At 68.6% G+C, this 19,224-nt stretch carries 18 protein-coding genes; 8 read left to right on the top strand and 10 right to left on the bottom strand.

Annotation, left to right across the window (positions count from 1 at the left end; genetic code table 11):
- Nucleotides 1-8 precede the first annotated feature (8 nt).
- The 7 genes from AB4Z14_RS03750 (at nucleotide 9) to AB4Z14_RS03720 (ending at nucleotide 8,727) form a co-directional block, all read left to right on the top strand.
- Nucleotides 9-854 carry a hypothetical protein gene (locus tag AB4Z14_RS03750; protein ID WP_442273998.1) on the top strand — a complete coding sequence of 282 codons (846 nt, stop codon included), beginning with the start codon at nucleotides 9-11 and terminating at the stop codon, nucleotides 852-854.
- Entirely contained in the window at nucleotides 854-2,776 is a 1,923-nt protein-coding gene (locus AB4Z14_RS03745; RefSeq protein WP_442273997.1) for a fumarate reductase/succinate dehydrogenase flavoprotein subunit, read from the top strand. The genes AB4Z14_RS03750 and AB4Z14_RS03745 overlap by 1 nt, the downstream gene beginning before the upstream one ends.
- Complete coding sequence (locus AB4Z14_RS03740; RefSeq protein ID WP_442273996.1) at nucleotides 2,773-3,528, top strand: succinate dehydrogenase/fumarate reductase iron-sulfur subunit; 756 nt, start codon at nucleotides 2,773-2,775, stop codon at nucleotides 3,526-3,528. Before AB4Z14_RS03745 ends, AB4Z14_RS03740 begins: the two co-directional genes overlap by 4 nt.
- A gap of 185 nt (nucleotides 3,529-3,713) precedes the next feature.
- Complete coding sequence (locus AB4Z14_RS03735) at nucleotides 3,714-4,367, top strand: succinate dehydrogenase cytochrome b subunit (RefSeq protein WP_200958672.1); 654 nt, start codon at nucleotides 3,714-3,716, stop codon at nucleotides 4,365-4,367.
- 36 nt (nucleotides 4,368-4,403) lie between these two features.
- The gene (locus AB4Z14_RS03730) at nucleotides 4,404-6,371 is read left to right on the top strand and encodes a fumarate reductase/succinate dehydrogenase flavoprotein subunit (protein WP_442274023.1); all 1,968 of its coding nucleotides are present in this window, start codon (nucleotides 4,404-4,406) and stop codon (nucleotides 6,369-6,371) included.
- Nucleotides 6,368-7,111 carry a succinate dehydrogenase/fumarate reductase iron-sulfur subunit gene (locus AB4Z14_RS03725; RefSeq protein WP_056778567.1) on the top strand — a complete coding sequence of 248 codons (744 nt, stop codon included), beginning with the start codon at nucleotides 6,368-6,370 and terminating at the stop codon, nucleotides 7,109-7,111. The genes AB4Z14_RS03730 and AB4Z14_RS03725 overlap by 4 nt, the downstream gene beginning before the upstream one ends.
- A gap of 74 nt (nucleotides 7,112-7,185) precedes the next feature.
- A complete protein-coding gene (locus tag AB4Z14_RS03720) occupies nucleotides 7,186-8,727 on the top strand; it encodes a D-alanyl-D-alanine carboxypeptidase family protein (RefSeq protein ID WP_442273995.1) in 1,542 nt (513 codons plus the stop codon).
- Nucleotides 8,728-8,799: 72 nt separating this feature from the next.
- Here AB4Z14_RS03720 and AB4Z14_RS03715 read toward each other — a convergent pair whose 3' ends face one another.
- The 7 genes from AB4Z14_RS03715 to trpS all read right to left on the bottom strand — a co-directional run bounded on the left by AB4Z14_RS03715 (nucleotide 8,800) and on the right by trpS (nucleotide 16,157).
- Entirely contained in the window at nucleotides 8,800-9,762 is a 963-nt protein-coding gene (locus AB4Z14_RS03715; protein ID WP_442273994.1) for a glycosyltransferase family 2 protein, read from the bottom strand.
- On the bottom strand, nucleotides 9,755-10,918 hold the full coding sequence (locus AB4Z14_RS03710; RefSeq protein WP_442273993.1) for a glycosyltransferase family 4 protein: 1,164 nt from the start codon (nucleotides 10,916-10,918) through the stop codon (nucleotides 9,755-9,757). The genes AB4Z14_RS03715 and AB4Z14_RS03710 overlap by 8 nt, the downstream gene beginning before the upstream one ends.
- Before the next feature lie 74 nt (nucleotides 10,919-10,992).
- Nucleotides 10,993-12,087 (bottom strand): YihY/virulence factor BrkB family protein, encoded by a 1,095-nt coding sequence (locus AB4Z14_RS03705; RefSeq protein ID WP_442273992.1) that lies wholly within the window; start codon nucleotides 12,085-12,087, stop codon nucleotides 10,993-10,995.
- A 24-nt stretch (nucleotides 12,088-12,111) separates the two neighbouring features.
- Nucleotides 12,112-12,642 carry a 2'-5' RNA ligase family protein gene (locus tag AB4Z14_RS03700; protein ID WP_056778550.1) on the bottom strand — a complete coding sequence of 177 codons (531 nt, stop codon included), beginning with the start codon at nucleotides 12,640-12,642 and terminating at the stop codon, nucleotides 12,112-12,114.
- A gap of 127 nt (nucleotides 12,643-12,769) precedes the next feature.
- Entirely contained in the window at nucleotides 12,770-13,588 is an 819-nt protein-coding gene (locus AB4Z14_RS03695; RefSeq protein WP_442273991.1) for an ABC transporter permease, read from the bottom strand.
- Nucleotides 13,585-14,799, bottom strand: coding sequence for an ABC transporter ATP-binding protein (locus AB4Z14_RS03690; RefSeq protein ID WP_442273990.1), 1,215 nt, complete (start codon nucleotides 14,797-14,799; stop codon nucleotides 13,585-13,587). The genes AB4Z14_RS03695 and AB4Z14_RS03690 overlap by 4 nt, the downstream gene beginning before the upstream one ends.
- A gap of 302 nt (nucleotides 14,800-15,101) precedes the next feature.
- Nucleotides 15,102-16,157, bottom strand: a complete 1,056-nt coding sequence (gene trpS / locus AB4Z14_RS03685) for a tryptophan--tRNA ligase (RefSeq protein WP_442273989.1) — start codon at nucleotides 16,155-16,157, stop codon at nucleotides 15,102-15,104.
- Between the two features lie 322 nt (nucleotides 16,158-16,479).
- On the opposite strand from trpS, the gene AB4Z14_RS03680 reads away from it, so the two are divergent.
- Nucleotides 16,480-16,959: a hypothetical protein gene (locus AB4Z14_RS03680; protein ID WP_442273988.1), complete on the top strand. Its 480-nt coding sequence runs from the start codon at nucleotides 16,480-16,482 to the stop codon at nucleotides 16,957-16,959.
- Between the two features lie 3 nt (nucleotides 16,960-16,962).
- Here AB4Z14_RS03680 and AB4Z14_RS03675 read toward each other — a convergent pair whose 3' ends face one another.
- The 3 genes from AB4Z14_RS03675 to AB4Z14_RS03665 all read right to left on the bottom strand — a co-directional run bounded on the left by AB4Z14_RS03675 (nucleotide 16,963) and on the right by AB4Z14_RS03665 (nucleotide 19,213).
- The gene (locus tag AB4Z14_RS03675) at nucleotides 16,963-18,006 is read right to left on the bottom strand and encodes a TlpA family protein disulfide reductase (RefSeq protein WP_442273987.1); all 1,044 of its coding nucleotides are present in this window, start codon (nucleotides 18,004-18,006) and stop codon (nucleotides 16,963-16,965) included.
- 134 nt (nucleotides 18,007-18,140) lie between these two features.
- Nucleotides 18,141-18,419, bottom strand: a complete 279-nt coding sequence (locus tag AB4Z14_RS03670; RefSeq protein WP_442273986.1) for a PqqD family protein — start codon at nucleotides 18,417-18,419, stop codon at nucleotides 18,141-18,143.
- A complete protein-coding gene (locus AB4Z14_RS03665; protein ID WP_442273985.1) occupies nucleotides 18,416-19,213 on the bottom strand; it encodes a hypothetical protein in 798 nt (265 codons plus the stop codon). The genes AB4Z14_RS03670 and AB4Z14_RS03665 overlap by 4 nt, the downstream gene beginning before the upstream one ends.
- Nucleotides 19,214-19,224: the final 11 nt, after the last annotated feature.

Raw genomic sequence — 19,224 nt, 5'->3', positions numbered from 1 at the left:
TTCGCAGGATGAGTGAGACGAGGCTCGACCCGGCTTCCCGCGCAGGAGGTTCCGTCGCCGGTGGCGTCGGCGCTCCGGGGCGGGCCCAGATCCCCGGGCGCACCCTGCGCGGCGACCGGTGGTGGGTCCAGCCGGTCATCATCGTCACGCTGCTCGTCCTCTGGCTGCTCTACGCGCTGGTGCGGACCTCCATGCAGCGGTACTACTTCGTCGAGACGTACCACTACCTCACGCCGTTCTACTCGCCGTGCGTCACCGCCTCCTGCGTCCCGGGAGCCCGCCACCTCGGCACCTGGATGGGTGAGCTCCCACCGCTCGTCCCGTATGCGTTCTTCCTGCTGCCGATCCTGCTGGGCTTCCGGCTCACCTGCTACTACTACCGCAAGGCGTACTACCGGTCGTTCTGGCTCTCGCCGCCCGCCTGCGCGGTGGCCGAGCCGCACGCGACGTACACGGGCGAGACGCGCTTCCCGCTCATCCTGCAGAACGTCCACCGCTACTTCTTCTACGCCGCGGTCGTCGTCTCCGGGATGAACACGCTGGACGCCTTCGACGGCTTCCACGGCAAAGACGGCGGCATCGGCATGGGCCTGGGCACGCTCATCATGCTCGTCAACGTCGCCTTCCTCTGGCTCTACACGGCGTCCTGCCATTCGTGCCGACACCTCATCGGTGGCCGGCTCAAGCACTTCTCGAAGCACCCGGTGCGCTACCGGGCCTGGACCGTCGTCTCGCGCCTCAACACCCGGCACATGCAGCTGGCCTGGACCACGCTCGGCACCCTCATGGTGACCGACGCCTACATCGCCCTGGTCGCGTCCGGGGTCGTCACGGATCTGAGGTTCTTCAACTGATGGCCGCCGAGCTGGAGCACTTCGAGTACGACGTCGTCATCGTCGGGGCCGGTGGGGCGGGCCTGCGGGCCGCGATCGCCGCGCGCGAGGCGGGACTTCGCACGGCCATCATCTGCAAGTCGCTCTTCGGCAAGGCGCACACGGTCATGGCCGAGGGCGGCATCGCCGCGAGCATGGGCAACGTCAACAGCAAGGACAGCTGGCAGGTGCACTTCCGCGACACGATGCGCGGCGGCAAGTTCCTCAACTCGTGGCGGATGGCCGAGCTGCACGCCAAGGAGGCCCCTGACCGCGTGTGGGAGCTCGAGACGTACGGCGCCCTCTTCGATCGCACTCCGGACGGACGGATCAGCCAGCGCAACTTCGGGGGCCACGAGTACCCCCGCCTCGCCCACGTCGGCGACCGCACCGGGCTCGAGCTGATCCGCACCCTGCAGCAGAAGATCGTCTCCCTCCAGCAAGACGACGAACGTGAGTCCGGCGACCCGGAGAGCCGGCTGAAGGTCTTCGCCGAGGTGACGATCACCGACCTGCTCCAGGACCCGAGCGGGGCCATCGCCGGCGCCTTCGGCTACTGGCGCGAGTCGGGTCGGTTCGTCCGCTTCAACGCCCCCGCCGTCGTCCTGGCCACCGGTGGTATCGGCAAGTCGTTCAAGGTCACCTCGAACTCATGGGAGTACACCGGGGACGGACACGCCCTGGCCCTGCGGGCGGGGTCGACCCTCGTCAACATGGAGTTCATCCAGTTCCACCCGACGGGCATGGTGTGGCCGCCCTCGGTCAAGGGCATCCTCGTCACCGAGTCGGTGCGCGGAGACGGCGGCGTGCTGAAGAACTCCGAGGGCAAGCGCTTCATGTTCGACTACGTGCCCGACGTCTTCCGCGGCCAGTACGCCGAGACCGAGGAGGAGGGCGACCGCTGGTACACCGACCCCGACAACAACAAGCGCCCCCCGGAGCTGCTCCCCCGCGACGAGGTGGCACGCGCCATCAACTCGGAGGTCAAGGCCGGCCGGGGGTCACCGCACGGCGGGGTCTTCCTCGACATCGCCTCGCGGCGCCCCCCGGAGGAGATCCTCAAGAAGCTGCCGTCGATGCACCACCAGTTCAAGGAGCTGGCCGACGTCGACATCACGAAGGAGGCGATGGAGGTCGGCCCCACCTGTCACTACGTCATGGGTGGTGTCGAGGTCGACCCGGACAGCGCCGCCGCCGCCGGGGTGCCTGGCCTCTTCGCCGCCGGAGAGGTGTCCGGCGGCATGCACGGGTCCAACCGCCTGGGCGGCAACTCCCTCTCGGACCTGCTCGTCTTCGGCGCCCGCGCCGGAACCGGCGCGGCGGCATACGTCCTGTCACTGGGCGACCGTCGGCCGGACGTCGACCAGGCGGTCGTCGACGCCGCCGCAGCCGCTGCGCTCGCGCCGTTCGAGGAGGAGGGCGGCGAGAACCCGTACACCCTCCACCAGGCGATGCAGCAGACGATGAACGACCTCGTCGGCATCATCCGCACGGCCGCGGAGATCGAACGCGCACTCGAACGGCTCGAGGACCTCAAGGCCCGCGCCGCGCACCTGACCGTCGAGGGCCACCGGCAGTTCAACCCGGGCTGGCACCTCGCCCTCGACCTGCGCAACATGCTCGCCGTCAGCGAGTGCGTGGCCCGGGCCGCGCTGCTGCGCCAGGAGAGCCGCGGTGGCCACACCCGCGACGACTACCCGACGATGGACCCGCGCTGGCGGGGCCGCAACCTCATCTGCTCGGCGGACCGCGACGGGATCGTGGTGCGCGAGCAGCCGATGCCGGCCATGCGCGGCGACCTGCTGGCCCTCTTCGACACGAGCGAGCTGGCCAAGTACCTCACGCCGGACGAGCTGGCCGACGTGCCGGCACCGGCGACGCCCACCGACGGGAGCGGGTCATGAGCTACGACGCGAGGTTCCGGGTCTGGCGCGGCGACGCCGACGGCGGCGAGCTCGTCGACTACACCGTCGAGGTCAACGAGGGCGAGGTCGTGCTCGACATCATCCACCGCATCCAGGCCACCCAGTCGGGTGACCTCGCGGTGCGTTGGAACTGCAAGGCCGGCAAGTGCGGATCGTGCAGCGCCGAGGTCAACGGCATGCCGCGGCTGCTGTGCATGACCCGGATGTCGACGTTCACCGAGACCGAGGTGGTCACCGTGACGCCGATGCGTGCCTTCCCGGTCATCCGCGACCTCGTGACCGACGTGTCCTTCAACTACGCGAAGGCCCGCCAGATCCCGGCGTTCGCGCCGCCCGAGGGGGTGGCGCCCGGCGACTACCGGATGCAGCAGGTCGACGTCGAGCGCTCGCAGGAGTTCCGCAAGTGCATCGAGTGCTTCCTCTGCCAGGACACCTGCCACGTCGTGCGTGACCACGAGAACAACAAGGAGGCGTTCGCCGGACCCCGTTTCCTCATCCGTGCGGCCGAGCTCGACATGCACCCGCTCGACGCGCGCGAAGACCGTGCGGACTTCGCCCGCGACGAACAGGGCATCGGGATGTGCAACATCACGAAGTGCTGCACCGAGGTCTGCCCCGAGCACATCAAGATCACCGACAACGCGATCATCCCGATGAAGGAGCGCGTGGTCGGCCGTCACTACGACCCGCTCGTGTGGCTGGGCACGAAGATCGGTCTCCGCAAGCGCTGAGCGCCCGGACAGCGCTGACCCGCTGACTGGCGCGTGACAGTGGAAATGGTCACACTCGGCGTCTACCGGACGGTAGCCGTCGGACCGCGCGAAGCCTCGGGGATAGGGTTTCGACCGTGGCCACTAATACTCTCCCGGTGACGGGATCGAATCGACCTGCATCGGCCCGCCGGAACACCGTGTTCATGAAGATGCTCATGGCCGGCTCGGGCGCCTTGTTCGTGTTCTACGTCCTCGTGCACATGTACGGCAACCTCAAGATCTTCGCCGGCGTCGACGCGTTCAACGAGTACGCCGAGCACCTCCGGACGTTGTTCACGCCCTTCCTGCCGTATGCCGGCTTCCTCTGGCTCTTCCGGGTCCTCCTCATCGCGGCGCTGGTGGCTCACGCGTGGTCCGCGTTCTACCTGTGGAGCCGTGCTCGCGGTGCCCGGACGACGCGCTACGTGGCCAAGGCCGCGGCCCGTGCCACGGTCAAGAGCAAGATGATGCGCTGGGGCGGCGTCGCGCTGCTCCTCTTCCTCGTCTGGCACCTGCTCCAGTTCACGATCGTCAAGTTCAACGTCGGCTCGCTTCCGGCCGAGGGCAACCCGGGCCTGCTCGTCATCAGCAGCTTCCAGGTGTGGTGGGTCGTCCTGATCTACCTGCTCGCCCTCGTCGCCCTGGGCCTGCACCTCTACCACGGGGTCTGGAGCGCCACCCAGACCCTTGGCTGGGCCGGCAATGCCGCCGCACGCCGCCGCGCCAAGACGCTCGGGACGGTCATCGCGCTCGTCACGAGCGTGGGGTTCGCCCTCCCCCCGCTCGCCATCCTCTTCGGACTCGTCAAGGGAAGCTGACCAGTGACCACGACATCCACGTCGCCCTCCTCGCCCGTGCCCGGTCTCATCCACGGCGTATACGCCGAGGGTGAGCCGATCCGCGACACGAAGGCCCCGGCCGGCCCGATCGACCGCCGCTGGAACACCCGCAAGTTCGAGGCCTCCCTCGTCAACCCCGCCAACCGGCGCAAGCTGTCCGTCATCATCGTCGGCACCGGACTGGCCGGTGGCGCGGCCGCCGCGACACTCGGCGAGGCCGGCTACCAGGTCAAGTCCTTCTGCTACCAGGACTCCCCGCGTCGCGCGCACTCGATCGCCGCGCAGGGCGGGATCAACGCCGCCAAGAACTACAAGGAGGACGGCGACTCCGTCTACCGCCTCTTCTACGACACCGTCAAGGGCGGCGACTACCGCTCGCGCGAGTCGAACGTCTACCGCCTCGCCGAGGTCAGCACCAACATCATCGACCAGTGCGTCGCGCAGGGCGTGCCCTTCGCCCGCGAGTACGGCGGCCTCCTCGACAACCGCTCCTTCGGCGGGGTCCAGGTCTCGCGCACCTTCTACGCCCGCGGCCAGACCGGCCAGCAGCTGCTCATCGGCGCCTACCAGGCCCTCGAGCGCCAGGTCGCGGCCGGCACGGTGGAGATGTTCAGCCGCCACGAGATGCTCGAGGTCGTGGTCGTCGACGGCAAGGCCCGCGGCATCATCGCCCGCGACCTCGTCACGGGCGAGATCGAGACGCACCTCGCCGACGCCGTCGTGCTCGCGTCGGGCGGCTACGGCAACGTCTTCTACCTCTCGACCAACGCGATGGGCAGCAACGTCACCGCGACGTGGCGCGCGCACCGCAAGGGCGCACACTTCGCCAACCCCTGCTACACGCAGATCCACCCGACGTGCATCCCGGTGGCCGGTGAGCACCAGAGCAAGCTGACGCTCATGTCGGAGTCGCTGCGCAACGACGGCCGCATCTGGGTGCCGAAGAACGCTGCGGACTGCGAGAAGGACCCGCGCCAGATCCCCGAGGAGGACCGCGACTACTACCTCGAGCGGATCTACCCCTCGTTCGGCAACCTCGTCCCGCGTGACATCGCGAGCCGCCAGGCCAAGAACGTCTGCGACGAGGGCCGCGGCGTCGGTCCCAAGGTCGGCGACTTCCGCCGCGGGGTCTACCTCGACTTCACCGACGCCCTGAAGCGCATGAGCGCCGAGGCCGTCGCGGAGAAGTACGGCAACCTGCTCGACATGTACCAGCGGATCACGGGTGAGAACCCCTACGAGGTGCCGATGCGCATCTACCCCGCGGTGCACTACACGATGGGCGGCCTCTGGGTCGACTACGACCTCCAGTCGAGCATCCCGGGCCTGTTCGTCACGGGCGAGGCGAACTTCTCCGACCACGGCGCCAACCGTCTCGGCGCCTCGGCACTCATGCAGGGCCTGGCCGACGGATACTTCGTGCTCCCGCACACGATCCGCGACTACCTCGCCAAGGGCCCCTTCCCCAAGCTCGAGGAGTCCCACGAGGCCGTCGTCGAGGCCCGCGCCTCGGTCGACGCGCGTGTCGCCAAGTTCCTGTCGATCAACGGCGACCGCTCGGTCGACTCCTTCCACAAGGAGCTCGGCAACATCATGTGGGAGTTCTGCGGCATGGAGCGCTCCGAGGAGGGGCTGCTCAAGGCCATCGACCTCATCCGCGGCCTGCGCGACGAGTTCTGGCGCAACGTCAAGGTGCTCGGCAGTGCCGACACGCTCAACCAGAGCCTCGAGAAGGCCGGCCGCGTCGCCGACTTCCTCGAGCTCGGAGAGCTGATGTGCATCGACGCGCTGCACCGTCGCGAGTCGTGCGGTGGTCACTTCCGCGCCGAGTCCCAGACCGAGGACGGCGAGGCGCTGCGTCACGACGACGAGTACGCCTACGTCGCCGCGTGGGAGTGGGGCGGTCAGGACGGCGCGCCGGTCCTGCACAAGGAAGACCTGGTCTACGAATTCGTCGAGATGAAGCAGCGGAGCTACAAGTGAATCTGACTCTCAAGATCTGGCGCCAGTCCGGGCCCAAGGCCAAGGGCGAGATGGTGACCTACCCGGTCACCGACATCTCCGAGGACATGTCGTTCCTCGAGATGCTCGACGTGCTCAACGAGCAGCTCAATGCCCGCGGTGAGGAGCCGATCGCCTTCGACTCCGACTGTCGCGAGGGCATCTGCGGCATGTGCGGCCTCATGATCTCCGGCAAGGCACACGGCCCCGAGGTCACGACGACGTGCCAGCTGCACATGCGCAGCTTCTCCGACGGGGACGAGATCACCATCGAGCCTTGGCGCGCCGACGCGTTCCCGGTCATCAAGGACCTCGTCGTCGACCGCGGCAGCTTCGACCGCATCATCCAGGCGGGCGGCTTCATCAGCGCCAACACCGGCTCGGCCCCCGAGGCCCACTCGGTGCCGGTGCCCAAGCCCAAGGCCGACCGCGCCTTCATGGCGGCGGCCTGCATCGGCTGCGGTGCCTGCGTCGCGGCCTGCCCGAACGCGTCCGGCATGCTCTTCATGGGCGCGAAGATCACTCACCTCGGCGAGCTCCCCCAGGGCCAGCCGGAGCGTGACGCCCGCGTCGTCAACATGGTGACCCAGCACGACCACGAGGGCTTCGGCGGCTGCACGAACATCGGCGAGTGCTCCTCGGCCTGCCCCAAGGAGATCCCGCTCGACGTCATCAACCAGCTCAACAAGGACCTGCGCGGCGCCCTGATGCGCGGCGAGTGAGGCGCGACGCGCCCACCGCAGCACCCCCGACGACCCGCCCCGGAGCATCCGGGGCGGGTTAGTCTTTCCCGGCGATGAAGCCTCGAGACCCGGCCCGACGTCGCCCGTGGACGCTCACCGTCGCGGGCGCGGCGCTCAGCGCGCTCGGGCTCGGGCTCGCCCTGACGACGACGTATGCCGTCCCGCCGGCCTCCGGTACGCCCCTCCCCCGCGCCGCACCCGCGGCAGCAGCACCCGTCGCCGCACCGACCTGTGCGGCGTGGCAGACCCGCCAGGCCGTCCCGGTCGGGGTCACGCTGACACCGCGGGTCTTCCCCACCGACGAGCCCGCGGCCCGGACGTCGAGCGCGCGACCCTCCGCGACCACCTCCGCGACGACCTCCGCGTCGGCGCAGGCCCCCGTACCAGTCCCGCGCCCGACGGTCGCGGCGACACCGGCGAAGCCGCCGAAGGTCCGCGTCGTCTGCCGCAACGCGCCACCCACCCCCTTCGCCCATCCCGCGTGGAAGCCCGAGACGGTCGTCGGTGGCTCGCGCCTGGCCGAGTCCGGTGTCGTCGTCGACCGCCCGGCCTCCGTGCCCGCGCCGCCCGAGGTCTACGACGTCTCGTACGTCGTGGCCGACCTCGACACCGGTGAGGTCCTCGCCGCCAAGTCGCCGCACGCGTGGCTGCGCCCGGCCAGCACCCTCAAGACCCTGACCGCCCTGACGTTGATGCCGCGTCTCGACCCGCGACGGGTCGTCGTCGCCGGCCAGGACGCGCAGGACGCGGCCGGGTCGCGCGTCGGCATCCTCGCCGGCAACCGCTACCCCGTCTCGAGCCTCTTCGACGCCATGCTGATGTTCTCGGCCAACGACGCCGTCTACGCGCTCGCCGACGCCGCCGGTGGCTACGAGGCCACGGTGGAGCTGATGAACGTCAAGGCCCGTGAGGTCGGGGCCCACGACACCCTCACCGTCGACCCGAGCGGCCTCGACGACGGCGCCCAGCGGTCGAGCGCCTACGACCTGGCGCTCATCGGGCGCGACGCCATGCGCCTGCCGGCCTTCCGCGCCACGATCACCAAGCGCGACAGCGTCTTCCCCGGCGGGAAGGACAAGCGGGGGAAGGTGTGGCCGGCCTTCCACGTCTACAACATCAACGAGCTGCTGCAGCACTACCCCGGCGCCGTGGGCATCAAGCCCGGCCGCACCGACCGGGCACAGCACACCTTCATGGGGGCCGCGACCCGCGGTGGTCGCACCCTCGTCGTGACACAGATGGGCAGCATCACCGGCTCGTGGAAGCCGACGGCGGCCCTGCTCGACTGGGGCTTCGCCAACGCCGACCGGGTCACGCCCGTCGGGCGGCTCGTCGAGCCCGGCGAGGCCGCGGCGCCCGCCGCCGCACCCGAGCTGCCGGAGCTGCCCACTGGCGGCGCGACCGGCGCCGGCGCCGGCGCGGGGGCCCTCTCGGGGACCTCGGAGACCGGCACTCCGTCCCCGGTCGCGGCCCCGGCGAGCGAGACGGCATCCGACCGCACCAGGTCGCTCGTCGTGCTCGCCGCGGCCGGTGTCGTCGTCACCACCGGCGTCGTGCTGCTCGCGATCGCCCGGCGCCGGCGCCGCGCGGCGTGAAACATCCTTGCGGCGCGATGGTCGCAGGGGCCCGGACTCACCGCACAGGACTCACGAGAACTCCCACCCAGGTCACCTCGCCGGCCTGGCCCAATACCGCAGGGGACGGAGCGATACAGCGTGCGCGAGGGCGTCCAGCAGGCCCGAAGCGGCGATCAGCAGCTCGCCACGCCCGAGGGCAGTCACAGCGGAGTGCGCTTTGGCGCGAGCTGTTCGACGCTGGCGTGTCCGCCACTTCTGTCGGAGCGCTCGGCGCTGCGCGTCGGAGTTCGCCCGCGAGAAGTAGGTCCGGGCCCAGACCCGACGCGTTTCCTGGATGTTCTGATCCCCCGCGGAGTCGGAGGCGTTGAATCCGTGCCGCCGGTAGCCGACGCGAGCCCCAGGCAGGAACAGCACCGGTCCGTGCCTGAGTACCCGGAGCATCAAGTCCCAGTCGTCCGCGACGACGTAGCTCGTGTCGGGTCCACCCACCTCGGTCACGATGTCCAGCTTGAGCATGACGCAGCTCGGGGGGCAGAGCCGGTTGTGGACGAACACATCCTCGAAACGGACCTCGCGCCCATCGCTTGCCTCGAGCGAGGACGAGCCGTCGCCACCCACCATCGCGGCCGCGAACGCACCATCGTCGAATGGTCTTCCGTCAGCATCCACGAGGTCGACCAGCGCAGCGGCGCCCACGGCGTCCGACCGTTGACTCAAGCAGGAGACCGCGCGACTGAAGAAGTCGGATGGCAATACGTCGTCCTGGTCCAGGAAGACGACGTATGACGCACCAGGCGTGCTGGCTGCCATCGCGTGGTTCCGGGTGGACGCGATGCCCGACGAGCCCTTGGTGCGCAGACGCACCCGAGCGTCGGCTTGCGACCACCGGCGCACTCTTTCAACGCTGTCATCGCTGGAACCGTCGTCGACCACGACGACCTCGTAATGGGGGTGAGTCTGTGAGATGACGCTCTGCAACGTCTCATCGATGAACCGAGCACCGTTGTAGAGCGGTATCACCACCAAGACACGCTCGCTGTTCGGCTCAACCATTCGCGGCCACCTCTCGGCCAGGGCCCGCTGTCGGGAGGCCCCACTCCTCGAGGATCTCGTGCAAACGTTCAGCGCGGCCGGCCCATGTGAATTCCATCGACCGTTCACGAGCACGTCGACCGAGATCGCTGCGTGCCGTCGGGGCGTCAGCAAGCTGTCGCAAGACATCGATCAAGGCGCCTGGGTCGTTGCGCCTGATGACTATCGCAGCGTCCCCGGCGACCTCCGGCATGCCACCGGACTCCGTGACCACGGTTGCCACGCCGCTGGCGAGCGACTCCAGCAGCGTGAGACCGCACGGCTCCTCCCATCGAGACGGGAGCGTCACGACATCTGCCCAGTCGTAGTGGGCAGGAAGCTTTGCCCGCGGTGTGAACGGCACGAACTCGACCCCACAGGACAGGGTTGAGGCGCGTCTGCGCAGGGCGCGCTCGTAGCTGGAAAGTGGGCCATCGATGGCGAAGCCCTCACTGCCCACGATCCTGACGGTGAGTCCGTGGATCCCGGCTCGCTCCACCGCATCCAACAGCACGTCGGGGCCCTTCTCCGGCACGACCCGGCCCACGTACAGGATTCTCAGTCCGTCTCGGTCGGTCCGGTCCACGGGCCCGAAGGAATCGGTATCGACACCGTTGACCAGGGAGACGACCCGGGAGCGCATCGAGCGAGGAACGCGGTGGCGCGTCCTTTCAGCCAACCACTCGCTGACGGTGATGATCCCCTCCAAACCGCGGACGGAGCTGTGAGCTGCCCACGGGGCTCCGTGCAGGATCTCGTTGTGTGCGTAGAGCACTGGCGCTGACTGGGCGGGAAGGAGAGCGGCCACGTTAGGCGCGTTGTGGAGCAGCACGGTGTGCGGTGCGTCGCTCAGGACCTTGAAGGCAGCACGGTACTCACGGGAGGCGAAGGGCCGGCCGGCGCCCATGCGGGCGAGGGCTGTATCGACGAGACGGACCGAGCGGCTCCGCGGTGGGGCAGGCGGGTAGGAGATCACGTCTGCTGAGTTGTATCGCTCGGCATACGTTCCCTCAGCCACCAGAACCTGATGCCTGGCGCTCTCGGCCGTCGGACGGGCCAGCCCGTCGATCACCGTCATCACGGCCGATCCTGTCATCGGCGAGAAGTGGTCACCCGGCGTCGGCACATGGGCTATCACGGGTCGAATGTACCCAGCACGTGTCTGCCCGCACGGCGAACAGCGGTACTGACAGGCGCAGTGCCCCGGGTCCCTCAGCGGTGCTGCCGGCGAAGCACAGCGACCAGCGCGGCCGAGGCGGCACCGACGACCGCGCCCGCGGCGAGGCTGACCCGGTCGACCGCGCGGGAACCGGCGACGTCCCGCCCAGCCACGTCGGCGTGCCCGGGCGCCACCTCGAGGGGGGCTGCCGCATACGGCACGAGGCTGGTGTCGGCGCCGGAGGCGAGCGGGGCGATGAACACGGGGCGGGCGGCCCTGGACAGCGTCGAGCGGCCGGTGTCATCGCCCAGGGCGTCGAGGTCGACGTCGTTCGCGGCCCACGCGGCCGAGAGGAGGATGACCTTGGACATGAGGTCGAGCCAGAAGAGCAGTCCGACGGAGAGCGCGACGGCCCCGAGCAGCGGGTTCGCCGTGGCATGGCTGACGAGGAAGCCGCCGAACAGCTTGAGCAGCGTGAGGATGACGGCGCCGATCACCGCTCCCTGACGGATGTCGCGCAGCGGCAGCGGTGCTCCAGAGAGGGTCCGCAGCAGGACGACGAGGATGAAGGTGTCGAAGACGATGCCGATGAGAAGTCCCAGCAGGCCGACGAGGAGTCCGTTGCCCTCGAGACCGACCCACCCGGCCACCTGCTCGGCCAGCCCCCCGATGCTGCTCGTGAGGATCGCCGAGACCGCGACGGCCGTGCCGACGGTCACGAGGACCAGCAGGTCACGGGCCATCGTCCGCACCATGGCGTGTGGCGCGACCTCGAGGCCGAAGACGCCGCGGATGCCGGTGCGCAGGGCCCGGACCCATCCCATGCCGGCGAACAGCAGGGTCACGAACGAGATGATGCCGGTCAGGGTCAGCGTCAGGCTCGCCGGCGCCTCGATGCTGATGATGCCGTCGGGGTTGCTCGGCGTCTTGACCATCCCGGGGAGGGCCTTGTTGAGCGAGTCGGCGATCGCGAGGACGAGATCGGGGCGGTCCTGCAGGACGAAGCCGAAGATCGCGAAGGCGAGCGCGAGCGCCGGGAAGATGGAGAAGAAGGCGTAGTAGCTGACCCCCGCCGCGAGCAGGTTGCCGCTCGACGTGCTGAATCGGGTCCACGCCCGGTACGGAGACAGGGCCTTGAGCCGATCCATGAGGGGCCCCAGCGCCGGCACCCGTCAGCCCCCGGTGAGGGTGAACTCGTGCACGGGACGCCACACGTCGTCCTCGCCCAGCTCGTAGAGGTGGTAGGCGCCGACAGTGAAGGCGACGGAGTAGTCGGCGAGGTCGGTGAAGGCGAGGTCGAGCGACTCGGCCGGCACGTTGTGCGCCACGGTGACGTGCGGGTGGTAGTAGAACTCGAGGGCGCGGCTCACCGGCCCCGAGCGCAGCGACACCTCGAGCGCCTCGCAGTTCGAGACGCCTTGGGCCACCTGGATGAAGACGACGTCGGACAGCGGACGGAACGTGCCCGTGCCACGCAGGACGACGTCGAACGCGGCGTGCGCGGCGGCCACCTCCGCGCAGTGGCTCCGGAAGGCGGCATACGCCTCCGCGTCGACCTCGGTCGGCGGCAGCAGGGTGATGTGCGCGGGGATCTGCCAGGCCTGGGGGTCCCCGAAGTCGGCCCGGCGACGCTGGAGGTAGTCACCGTGCGGGGCCGGGATCGGGATCGAGACGCCGATCGTCGTGGGGCGCGCAACACTCACGCACCCGACCGTACCCAATCTCCTCGACCAGTGCGGCCGCGGGCCTGCCGGACGTGCGCCCGCTCCGATCGCACCGGCCGCGACGGTCGCACCCTCACCGATCGTCACCCCGAGAGCGGGGCTGGCCTCAGATCACGTCCGCGAACGACCGCTCGAACCGCTGGAAGACGAGCAACCCGGCGAAAAGAGCCCCTGCGCTGACGATGACCGCCGCGGCCAGCTGCCACACCGGCGGCGGCGACGTGCCGAGCAAGGACCAGCGGATCCCAGTCAGCAGCCAGCTCATCGGGTTGAGATCGAAGAAGATGCGGTACTGCTCGGGAACGGCTTCGAGCGAATACGCCACGGGCGTCGCATACAGCCCGATCTGGACCAGCCAGGGCAGGACGTACGCCACGTCCCGGTAGCGCACCATGATCGCGGAGGCGGCCAGTCCCAACCCCAGACTCAGGCAGAGGGTGCACAGGACCCAGAAGGGAAGGGCGAGCGCCGCGATGCCCGGGTTGACCCGGAAGGCGACCAGCAGAACGACGCCGAGGACGAGGGCCACGACGAAGTCGAGGATGACCGACAGGATCGTCGACGCCGGGACGAGGATGCGTGGAAAGAACACCTTGGACACGAGCGCCTGGTTGGCGACCAGCGAAGGGGCGGCCCGGTTCAGCACGCCGGAGAAGAGATTCCAGCCCAGCATGCTGATGTAGGAGAAGAGGAAGTACGGCACCCCGTCGGTCGAGAGACCTGCGATCCGGCCGAAGATGATGGAGAAGATCCCGGCCGCAACCAAGGGTTGCAGGATCACCCAGGTGACGCCCACGGCCGTCTGCCGGTACCGGAGGAGAACGTCGCGCTGGCCGAAGCGAAGGAAGACCTCTCGAGCACCCCAGAGCTCCTGCCAGTGCGGGAGACTCAGGCGCCCGGGTGGTGTGATGACGACCTTGCTCATGCGTGCACCTCGTAGTCGAAGTCAAGCAGGACCGCACCGTGGCCGGTGGCCTCGGGTGAGGTCAGCTCCGGGTAGGGCAACGACGGCAGGATGTCGAACGTGGCCGAGCCTTCCCATGAATCCAAGATGCCTGACGCACACACGAAGACGTCGATCGAGTAGCGGCCAGGCTTCATCCACAGATGGCGGATCGACAGCCGAAGACGCTGCTCACGGTCCGCGTCCAGGTAGCGGCCGACGAGGCGAGAGTCGCACTGACCCACGACGTTCCCGTTCGCGTCCGTCAGGTGCGCCGAGACGAAGTAGGTGCCGATGAAGTCGTCGGTCGGACCGATGCGAATGTCGACCGACTTGTCATCGTCGACGGAGAAGGTCTGACTCGTCGGCACGACCTCGAGGATGCGAGGCACGTCGTCACTCAGCCCCTTCCGCGCCTGCGTCTCACGAGCGGCATACTCCTCGTAGCTGCCGCGATAGCGCTCGATGACGTCGGCGACACCGCCCTGCAGCTGGAGCGTGCCGTGCTGGAGGAAGATCGCCGAAGTGCACAGCGACTCAACCGTCTGCATCTGGTGACTGACGTAGAGCACGGTTCGTCCGTCGTTGGCGACGTCCCGCATCTTGGCGAGAGACTTCCGTTGGAACTCCGCGTCTCCCACGGCCAGCACCTCGTCGATCGCCAGGAGCTCCGTGTCCAGGTGCGCAGCCACCGAGAACGCCAGCCGGACGTACATGCCGGAGGAGTATCGCTTGACCGGCGTGTCGAGGAAGCGCTCCACCCCCGAGAAGTCGACGATCTCGTCGAAACGCCGTCGGATCTCGTTGCGCCGCATCCCGAGCAGCGCGCCGTTGAGGAAGATGTTCTCGCGACCCGTCAGTTCCGGGTGGAAGCCCGTGCCCACCTCGAGCAGGCTGCCCATGCGACCGGACAGCTCGATCCTTCCAGCCGTCGGCGCCGTGATCCGCGTCAGGAGCTTGAGCAGTGTGGACTTGCCGGCGCCGTTTCGCCCGACGATGCCGACGGCCTCTCCCCACGGGATCTCGAAGGACACGTCCGACAGGGCGGTGAAGTCCTCGTAGTCCCTGCGACGAAACGGGTGACGCAGTCGCTGGGCTACGGCCTCGGTCACGCGGGTGACCGGTGCTGCTCGATGAGCGATGCGGTAGGACTTCGACAGTCCTACCGCACGAATCGCCATGTCCGTGCTCACGCTGCGCCCCCGATGTTCTGTCTGTGATGTCGACGTCCGTCGACATCAGGCGTGCTCGCGCGATCTTCCCGCGACCCCATCTGCGCGGTGGCGACCTCGCACACCCGGTGGCCAATGCCGACAATCGACCCAGTGAGCAGGTGGTCGGAGATCCTGTCGCACCCGGTGGGACGAGTCACTGGAGGAGGCCTCGGCGCAGCGCCCCGAGCCCTGACGTGCCGTGCGGGAGGTCGGCTCGCGGCTTGAGCTCCCCTGTCTGCATCACGGTGGCACCCTACCCAGCGCGGGCGGGCACAGCGTCGTTATCCCAGGTTCCGACCGAGGACGGGGAGAAGGCCGACCTTGTCGTACACGCGGCGGACCGTCGCCTCTGCGACGGCGCGGGCCCGCTCGGCGCCGTCGGCGAGGATGCGGTCGAGCTCGCCGGGGTCGGCCATGAGCTCGAGGGTGCGGGTGCGGAACGGCGTCACCGCCTCGACGACGACCTCGGCGACGTCCTTCTTGAGGTCGCCGTAGCCCTTGCCGGCGTACTGCTCCTCGAGGATCGCCACCGGAGTGCCCGACAGGGCCGAGTGGATCGAGAGCAGGTTGGAGATGCCCGGCTTGTTCTCCTCGTCGAAGCGGATCTCGCGCTCGGCGTCCGTGACGGCCGAGCGGATCTTCTTCGCGATGCGCGCGGGCTCGTCGAGGAGGCTGACGAGCCCGGTGTCGGAGGCGGCCGACTTGCTCATCTTGGCCGTCGGCTCCTGGAGGTCCTGGATCTTGGCCGTCGCCTTCATGATGTGCGGCTCGGGCACGACGAGCGTGTCGCCGAAGCGCTGGTTGAAGCGGCCCGCGAGGTCACGCGAGAGCTCGAGGTGCTGGCGCTGGTCCTCGCCGACGGGGACGACGTTCGCGTCGTAGATGAGGATGTCGGCGGCCTGGAGCACGGGGTAGGCGAAGAGGCCGACGTTGGTGTTGGTGCCCTTGGCGGACTTGTCCTTGAACTGCGTCATCCGGCTCGCCTCACCGAAGCCGGTGAGCGTCCCGAGCACCCAGTAGAGCTCGGTGTGCTGCGCGATGTGGCTCTGGACGAACAGCGTCGAGCGCGCCGAGTCGACGCCGCCGGCGATGAACTGAGCGGCGGTGATGCGGGTGCGCTCGCGGAGCACCTCGGGGTCCGGGGCGACCGTCAGGGCGTGCAGGTCGGCGACGAAGTAGAAGGCGTCGTGCGTCTCCTGCAGGCGCACCCACTCGACCAGCGCACCGATGTAGTTGCCGAGGTGGAGCGAGTCGCTCGTCGGCTGCATGCCCGAGAGGCTGCGCGGGGTCGTGGTCGGGAGGGAGGGCGTCGAGGACATGGGTGCATTCTGGCCCATGGGCGCGCGTCCCCCAACCACGTGCGCCCGTCGTGCGCCCGTCGTGCGCCCGCCGTGCATCTCCTGGCTCTATGTGGGCCTGCAACCCCGGATCACGATGGTCGCGCGGCCAGCGAGACAGATCTGGGGAACTCTCTAAGTGGCTGCCTTACTACGTTATCGTGACGCTTGGGGAAGGGGCCGAGACCGGGGACGGTCTAGACCTGTAATCAGATCAAGCCACTAGAGGGGGCATTCCGACATGAGCAGTACCGAGGCGGGCCACAATGTGAGCCCAACGAGACGCACGTTGGTGAAGGGGGCTGCTTGGGCGGTGCCCGCAGTGACCATCGCCGCTGCCGCGCCGAGCGCGGCTGCCAGCGTCCTGTGTACAGGCACCTTCTGCCTGACGAGCGACTTCTGCAAGCTTCCGGGCCACTCCGGGCCATGCGACAAGGGCTACCGAGCCCCGGCCACGATCCAGGCCGCGTCGTTCGAGCGCATTCTCGTGGCGAGCGTCACCGCGCAGGGTCTCTCGCCCGCTGACAATGCCGATTTGCTGCTGCAGATCACTCCGACGAGCGGCCAGACCGTCACCTGTAGCGCGGCGTGCACATGTACCGTCACCGTTCCCGCGGGATACCAGAAGATCTGCATCCCCGCCAGCACCGCGCCCCTGCAGTACGACATCCAGGTGTGCGGTTTCCCCAACAGCCGGAACACGACGATCACCCTGGACTACTTCCTGTACAGGTGCAGCACCGCTGGGGCCTGTGTGCAGCTGGAGCACGCCAGCACCTCTGGCGGCGCACACCCCTGCTGACGATCAGTACGTTTGGCGATGGCCCCTTGGAAGAGCGTCCAAGGGGCCGTCACTGTCCCTGTCGAGATTGACGACCAGGTGTCCCAGCTCCGCGACGAGGTCGGCGATGAACCGCGTGACGTTGTCTGGGCCGGCGACAGGGCCGCCCGCCAACTGTCCGTCTGCCCCGAGCGCCACCGCGCTGGGGGTGCCCTCGATTCCCAAGGTGTCGTAGGCCCAACGCTCCGGGTCGTAGATCGTCCACTCGTCCCCGTCAGCGCCGCTGGGGGGCGGCACGATGTAGGCGAGTCGCACGTCCAGCATGGGCAAGGCGGCGCGCCACGCAGGTGTCTGATCGATGACGGTCGTGCACAGGCCGCACGTGGTGGAGACAAACAGGAGCACTTGGGGCCGTGTCGCGCTGAGGTCACGAAGACTGCGCACGGATCCGTCGCTGAGCGTGACGGGCACCGCCGGGGTCGGCGTGCGAAGGTAATCTTCGAGTTCCGCCTCGTCGACGAAACCGGGTGAAGAAGCTCGGCCAGGATCCGGCCCGCCGACTGTGAGAATCACGGTCAAGCCTGCGGCCGCTGTCGCCGCGAGCCACCACCATTCGTTGCCGTCCATTCGCTGCAGGGCGTTCCGTGGACCCACATCCGCGCGGTACGCCCAGATGCTCAGGCACGCGAGCACGACGTACCAACCATTACGTACTGCCGTCGCAGCAGTCACACGGGCCGGTCCGAATGCGCCGAAACAGTCGCAGTCGACATCATCTCCTCGGCGCAGCACCTGGATCACCAACCACAGGTAGGTCAGCACGAGCGCCAAGGAAGCGCCAGCACTGAGCACGCCGAGCACACCAGTCCCGAGCGTGAGTAGCAGCGCCAGGGTGACCTCCACCCACGGGTGCGCCGCTGCGACAGTCGGAATAGCGAGTGCCCTCGGCACCCCCAGCGACCGGAGGCTCGACGCACCAGTGCCAGGGCTTCGCAGCTTTGCGAGACCTGCAACTGCCAGCACCGCCGCGAGAAGGAGAGGCGCAACAGTGAGGGCGGTTGGGACCATGTGCCAAGGTTAGGCGACCCGACGGTGGCGCTCACGCATCTTCGCCAACCGCGCGGAGCCATGCGCCTCGTCGTCGAGGCCCACACCCCCACCGTTTCAAACGGCTGTTCATGCGCATGTGTCGAGTGACCTCGTCAGCCGTCAAGGCGGACGACTCCTTCTGACTCGAGGCTGGCCAGCACCGCCCGGACGGCGTCACGGGAGTCCGCTCGCTCAGGAGGCGTCCCGAAGCGGGCTACGAGCCCCGAGGCGAGCTGCTCGATCGACGTGCCACCCGCGGTCAGTTCGCGGACAGCTTGTCCGAGTGTCGAAAGCCGGACGACCCGATACGCCCCGTTCACGGGGATCAGCACAACGGAGCCGTCCTCCCCGATCAGCTCATCCAGCGCCTCAACGGCCCACACCATGCTCACCGCTGCCGCTCCAGCACCGTGGCGACGATTGGTTCGAGATCGTCGGCGTTGCCGTAGTGCACGCGTCGGAGCCCACCAACGCTTTCGATCGCCGCGGCTAGACGGCGTAGGGGGCTGGGCAGCTGCGCAAGCGACGAGCTCTCGGGTGCCAGAAGCGCGATAGCGTCGAGAAGCGGCACGTTCTCAACCTCAACAGACCTTCCGGGAGGTGAGTCCCTAACCAGCACGACAAGCCCCGCCAACCACGGGTCGACTGGAGCCAAGCTCAGTCCGAGAGTGCAAGGATCAGTCTCGTCCTTGATCGAGGACCCCGACCGCCTCAGAGACAAGGGCTTGGGATAAACGTCGATTCCGAGGTCCTCCCTGATCGCTATGGTTTCGTCGGAGAGGTAGCCGCGGCCGCGCCCAAGCACCCGCGTCAGGGTCGTCTTACCCGTACCTCCGGGGGCGACGTAGACAATCGACGCCCCGCTCGTTGGGTCGCACAGCCCCCCCGCGTGGAGCATCAAGGCCGTGCCAGCCCGCGAATCAATGGCCGCGCGCGTCACGGACTGGGTGAGTGACTGCAGCGCCGACGCCCGAGAGCCTTCGTCGTCAGAAGCCGCGGGAGGGCGCACCTGCTTCACCTCGCTGCATCGAGGCCGATCGTCAAGGCAGAGCCGCCAGATGTCGCGCACGGGTTGCTCGAGGGAAGCGGGAACCACAACGTCGAGTGGGACTCCGAGTGCCCGCAAGGGGACGTGCACCATCTTGACCCGGTCGCGGTTGTCCAGTGAGTCACTGCTGGCTGTCATCGTGCCCGACT

It is taken from the genome of Terrabacter sp. 2TAF16, assembly GCF_052115065.1.
Classification (GTDB): domain Bacteria; phylum Actinomycetota; class Actinomycetes; order Actinomycetales; family Dermatophilaceae; genus Terrabacter.
Note: the sequence above shows the minus strand (reverse complement) of the source record. Positions and strands in the feature narration are given on the sequence as shown.

Bases quoted from the DNA above. Each gene is read 5' to 3' on its own strand.
- AB4Z14_RS03750 (WP_442273998.1), top strand. From the start codon at position 9: ATGAGTGAGACGAGGCTCGACCCGGCTTCCCGCGCAGGAGGTTCCGTC.
- AB4Z14_RS03745 (WP_442273997.1), top strand. From the start codon at position 854: ATGGCCGCCGAGCTGGAGCACTTCGAGTACGACGTCGTCATCGTCGGG.
- AB4Z14_RS03740 (WP_442273996.1), top strand. From the start codon at position 2,773: ATGAGCTACGACGCGAGGTTCCGGGTCTGGCGCGGCGACGCCGACGGC.
- AB4Z14_RS03735 (WP_200958672.1), top strand. From the start codon at position 3,714: ATGAAGATGCTCATGGCCGGCTCGGGCGCCTTGTTCGTGTTCTACGTC.
- AB4Z14_RS03720 (WP_442273995.1), top strand. From the start codon at position 7,186: ATGAAGCCTCGAGACCCGGCCCGACGTCGCCCGTGGACGCTCACCGTC.
- AB4Z14_RS03715 (WP_442273994.1), bottom strand. From the start codon at position 9,762: ATGGTTGAGCCGAACAGCGAGCGTGTCTTGGTGGTGATACCGCTCTAC.
- AB4Z14_RS03705 (WP_442273992.1), bottom strand. From the start codon at position 12,087: ATGGATCGGCTCAAGGCCCTGTCTCCGTACCGGGCGTGGACCCGATTC.
- AB4Z14_RS03695 (WP_442273991.1), bottom strand. From the start codon at position 13,588: ATGAGCAAGGTCGTCATCACACCACCCGGGCGCCTGAGTCTCCCGCAC.
- trpS (WP_442273989.1), bottom strand. From the start codon at position 16,157: ATGGGCCAGAATGCACCCATGTCCTCGACGCCCTCCCTCCCGACCACG.
- AB4Z14_RS03675 (WP_442273987.1), bottom strand. From the start codon at position 18,006: ATGGTCCCAACCGCCCTCACTGTTGCGCCTCTCCTTCTCGCGGCGGTG.
- AB4Z14_RS03665 (WP_442273985.1), bottom strand. From the start codon at position 19,213: ATGACAGCCAGCAGTGACTCACTGGACAACCGCGACCGGGTCAAGATG.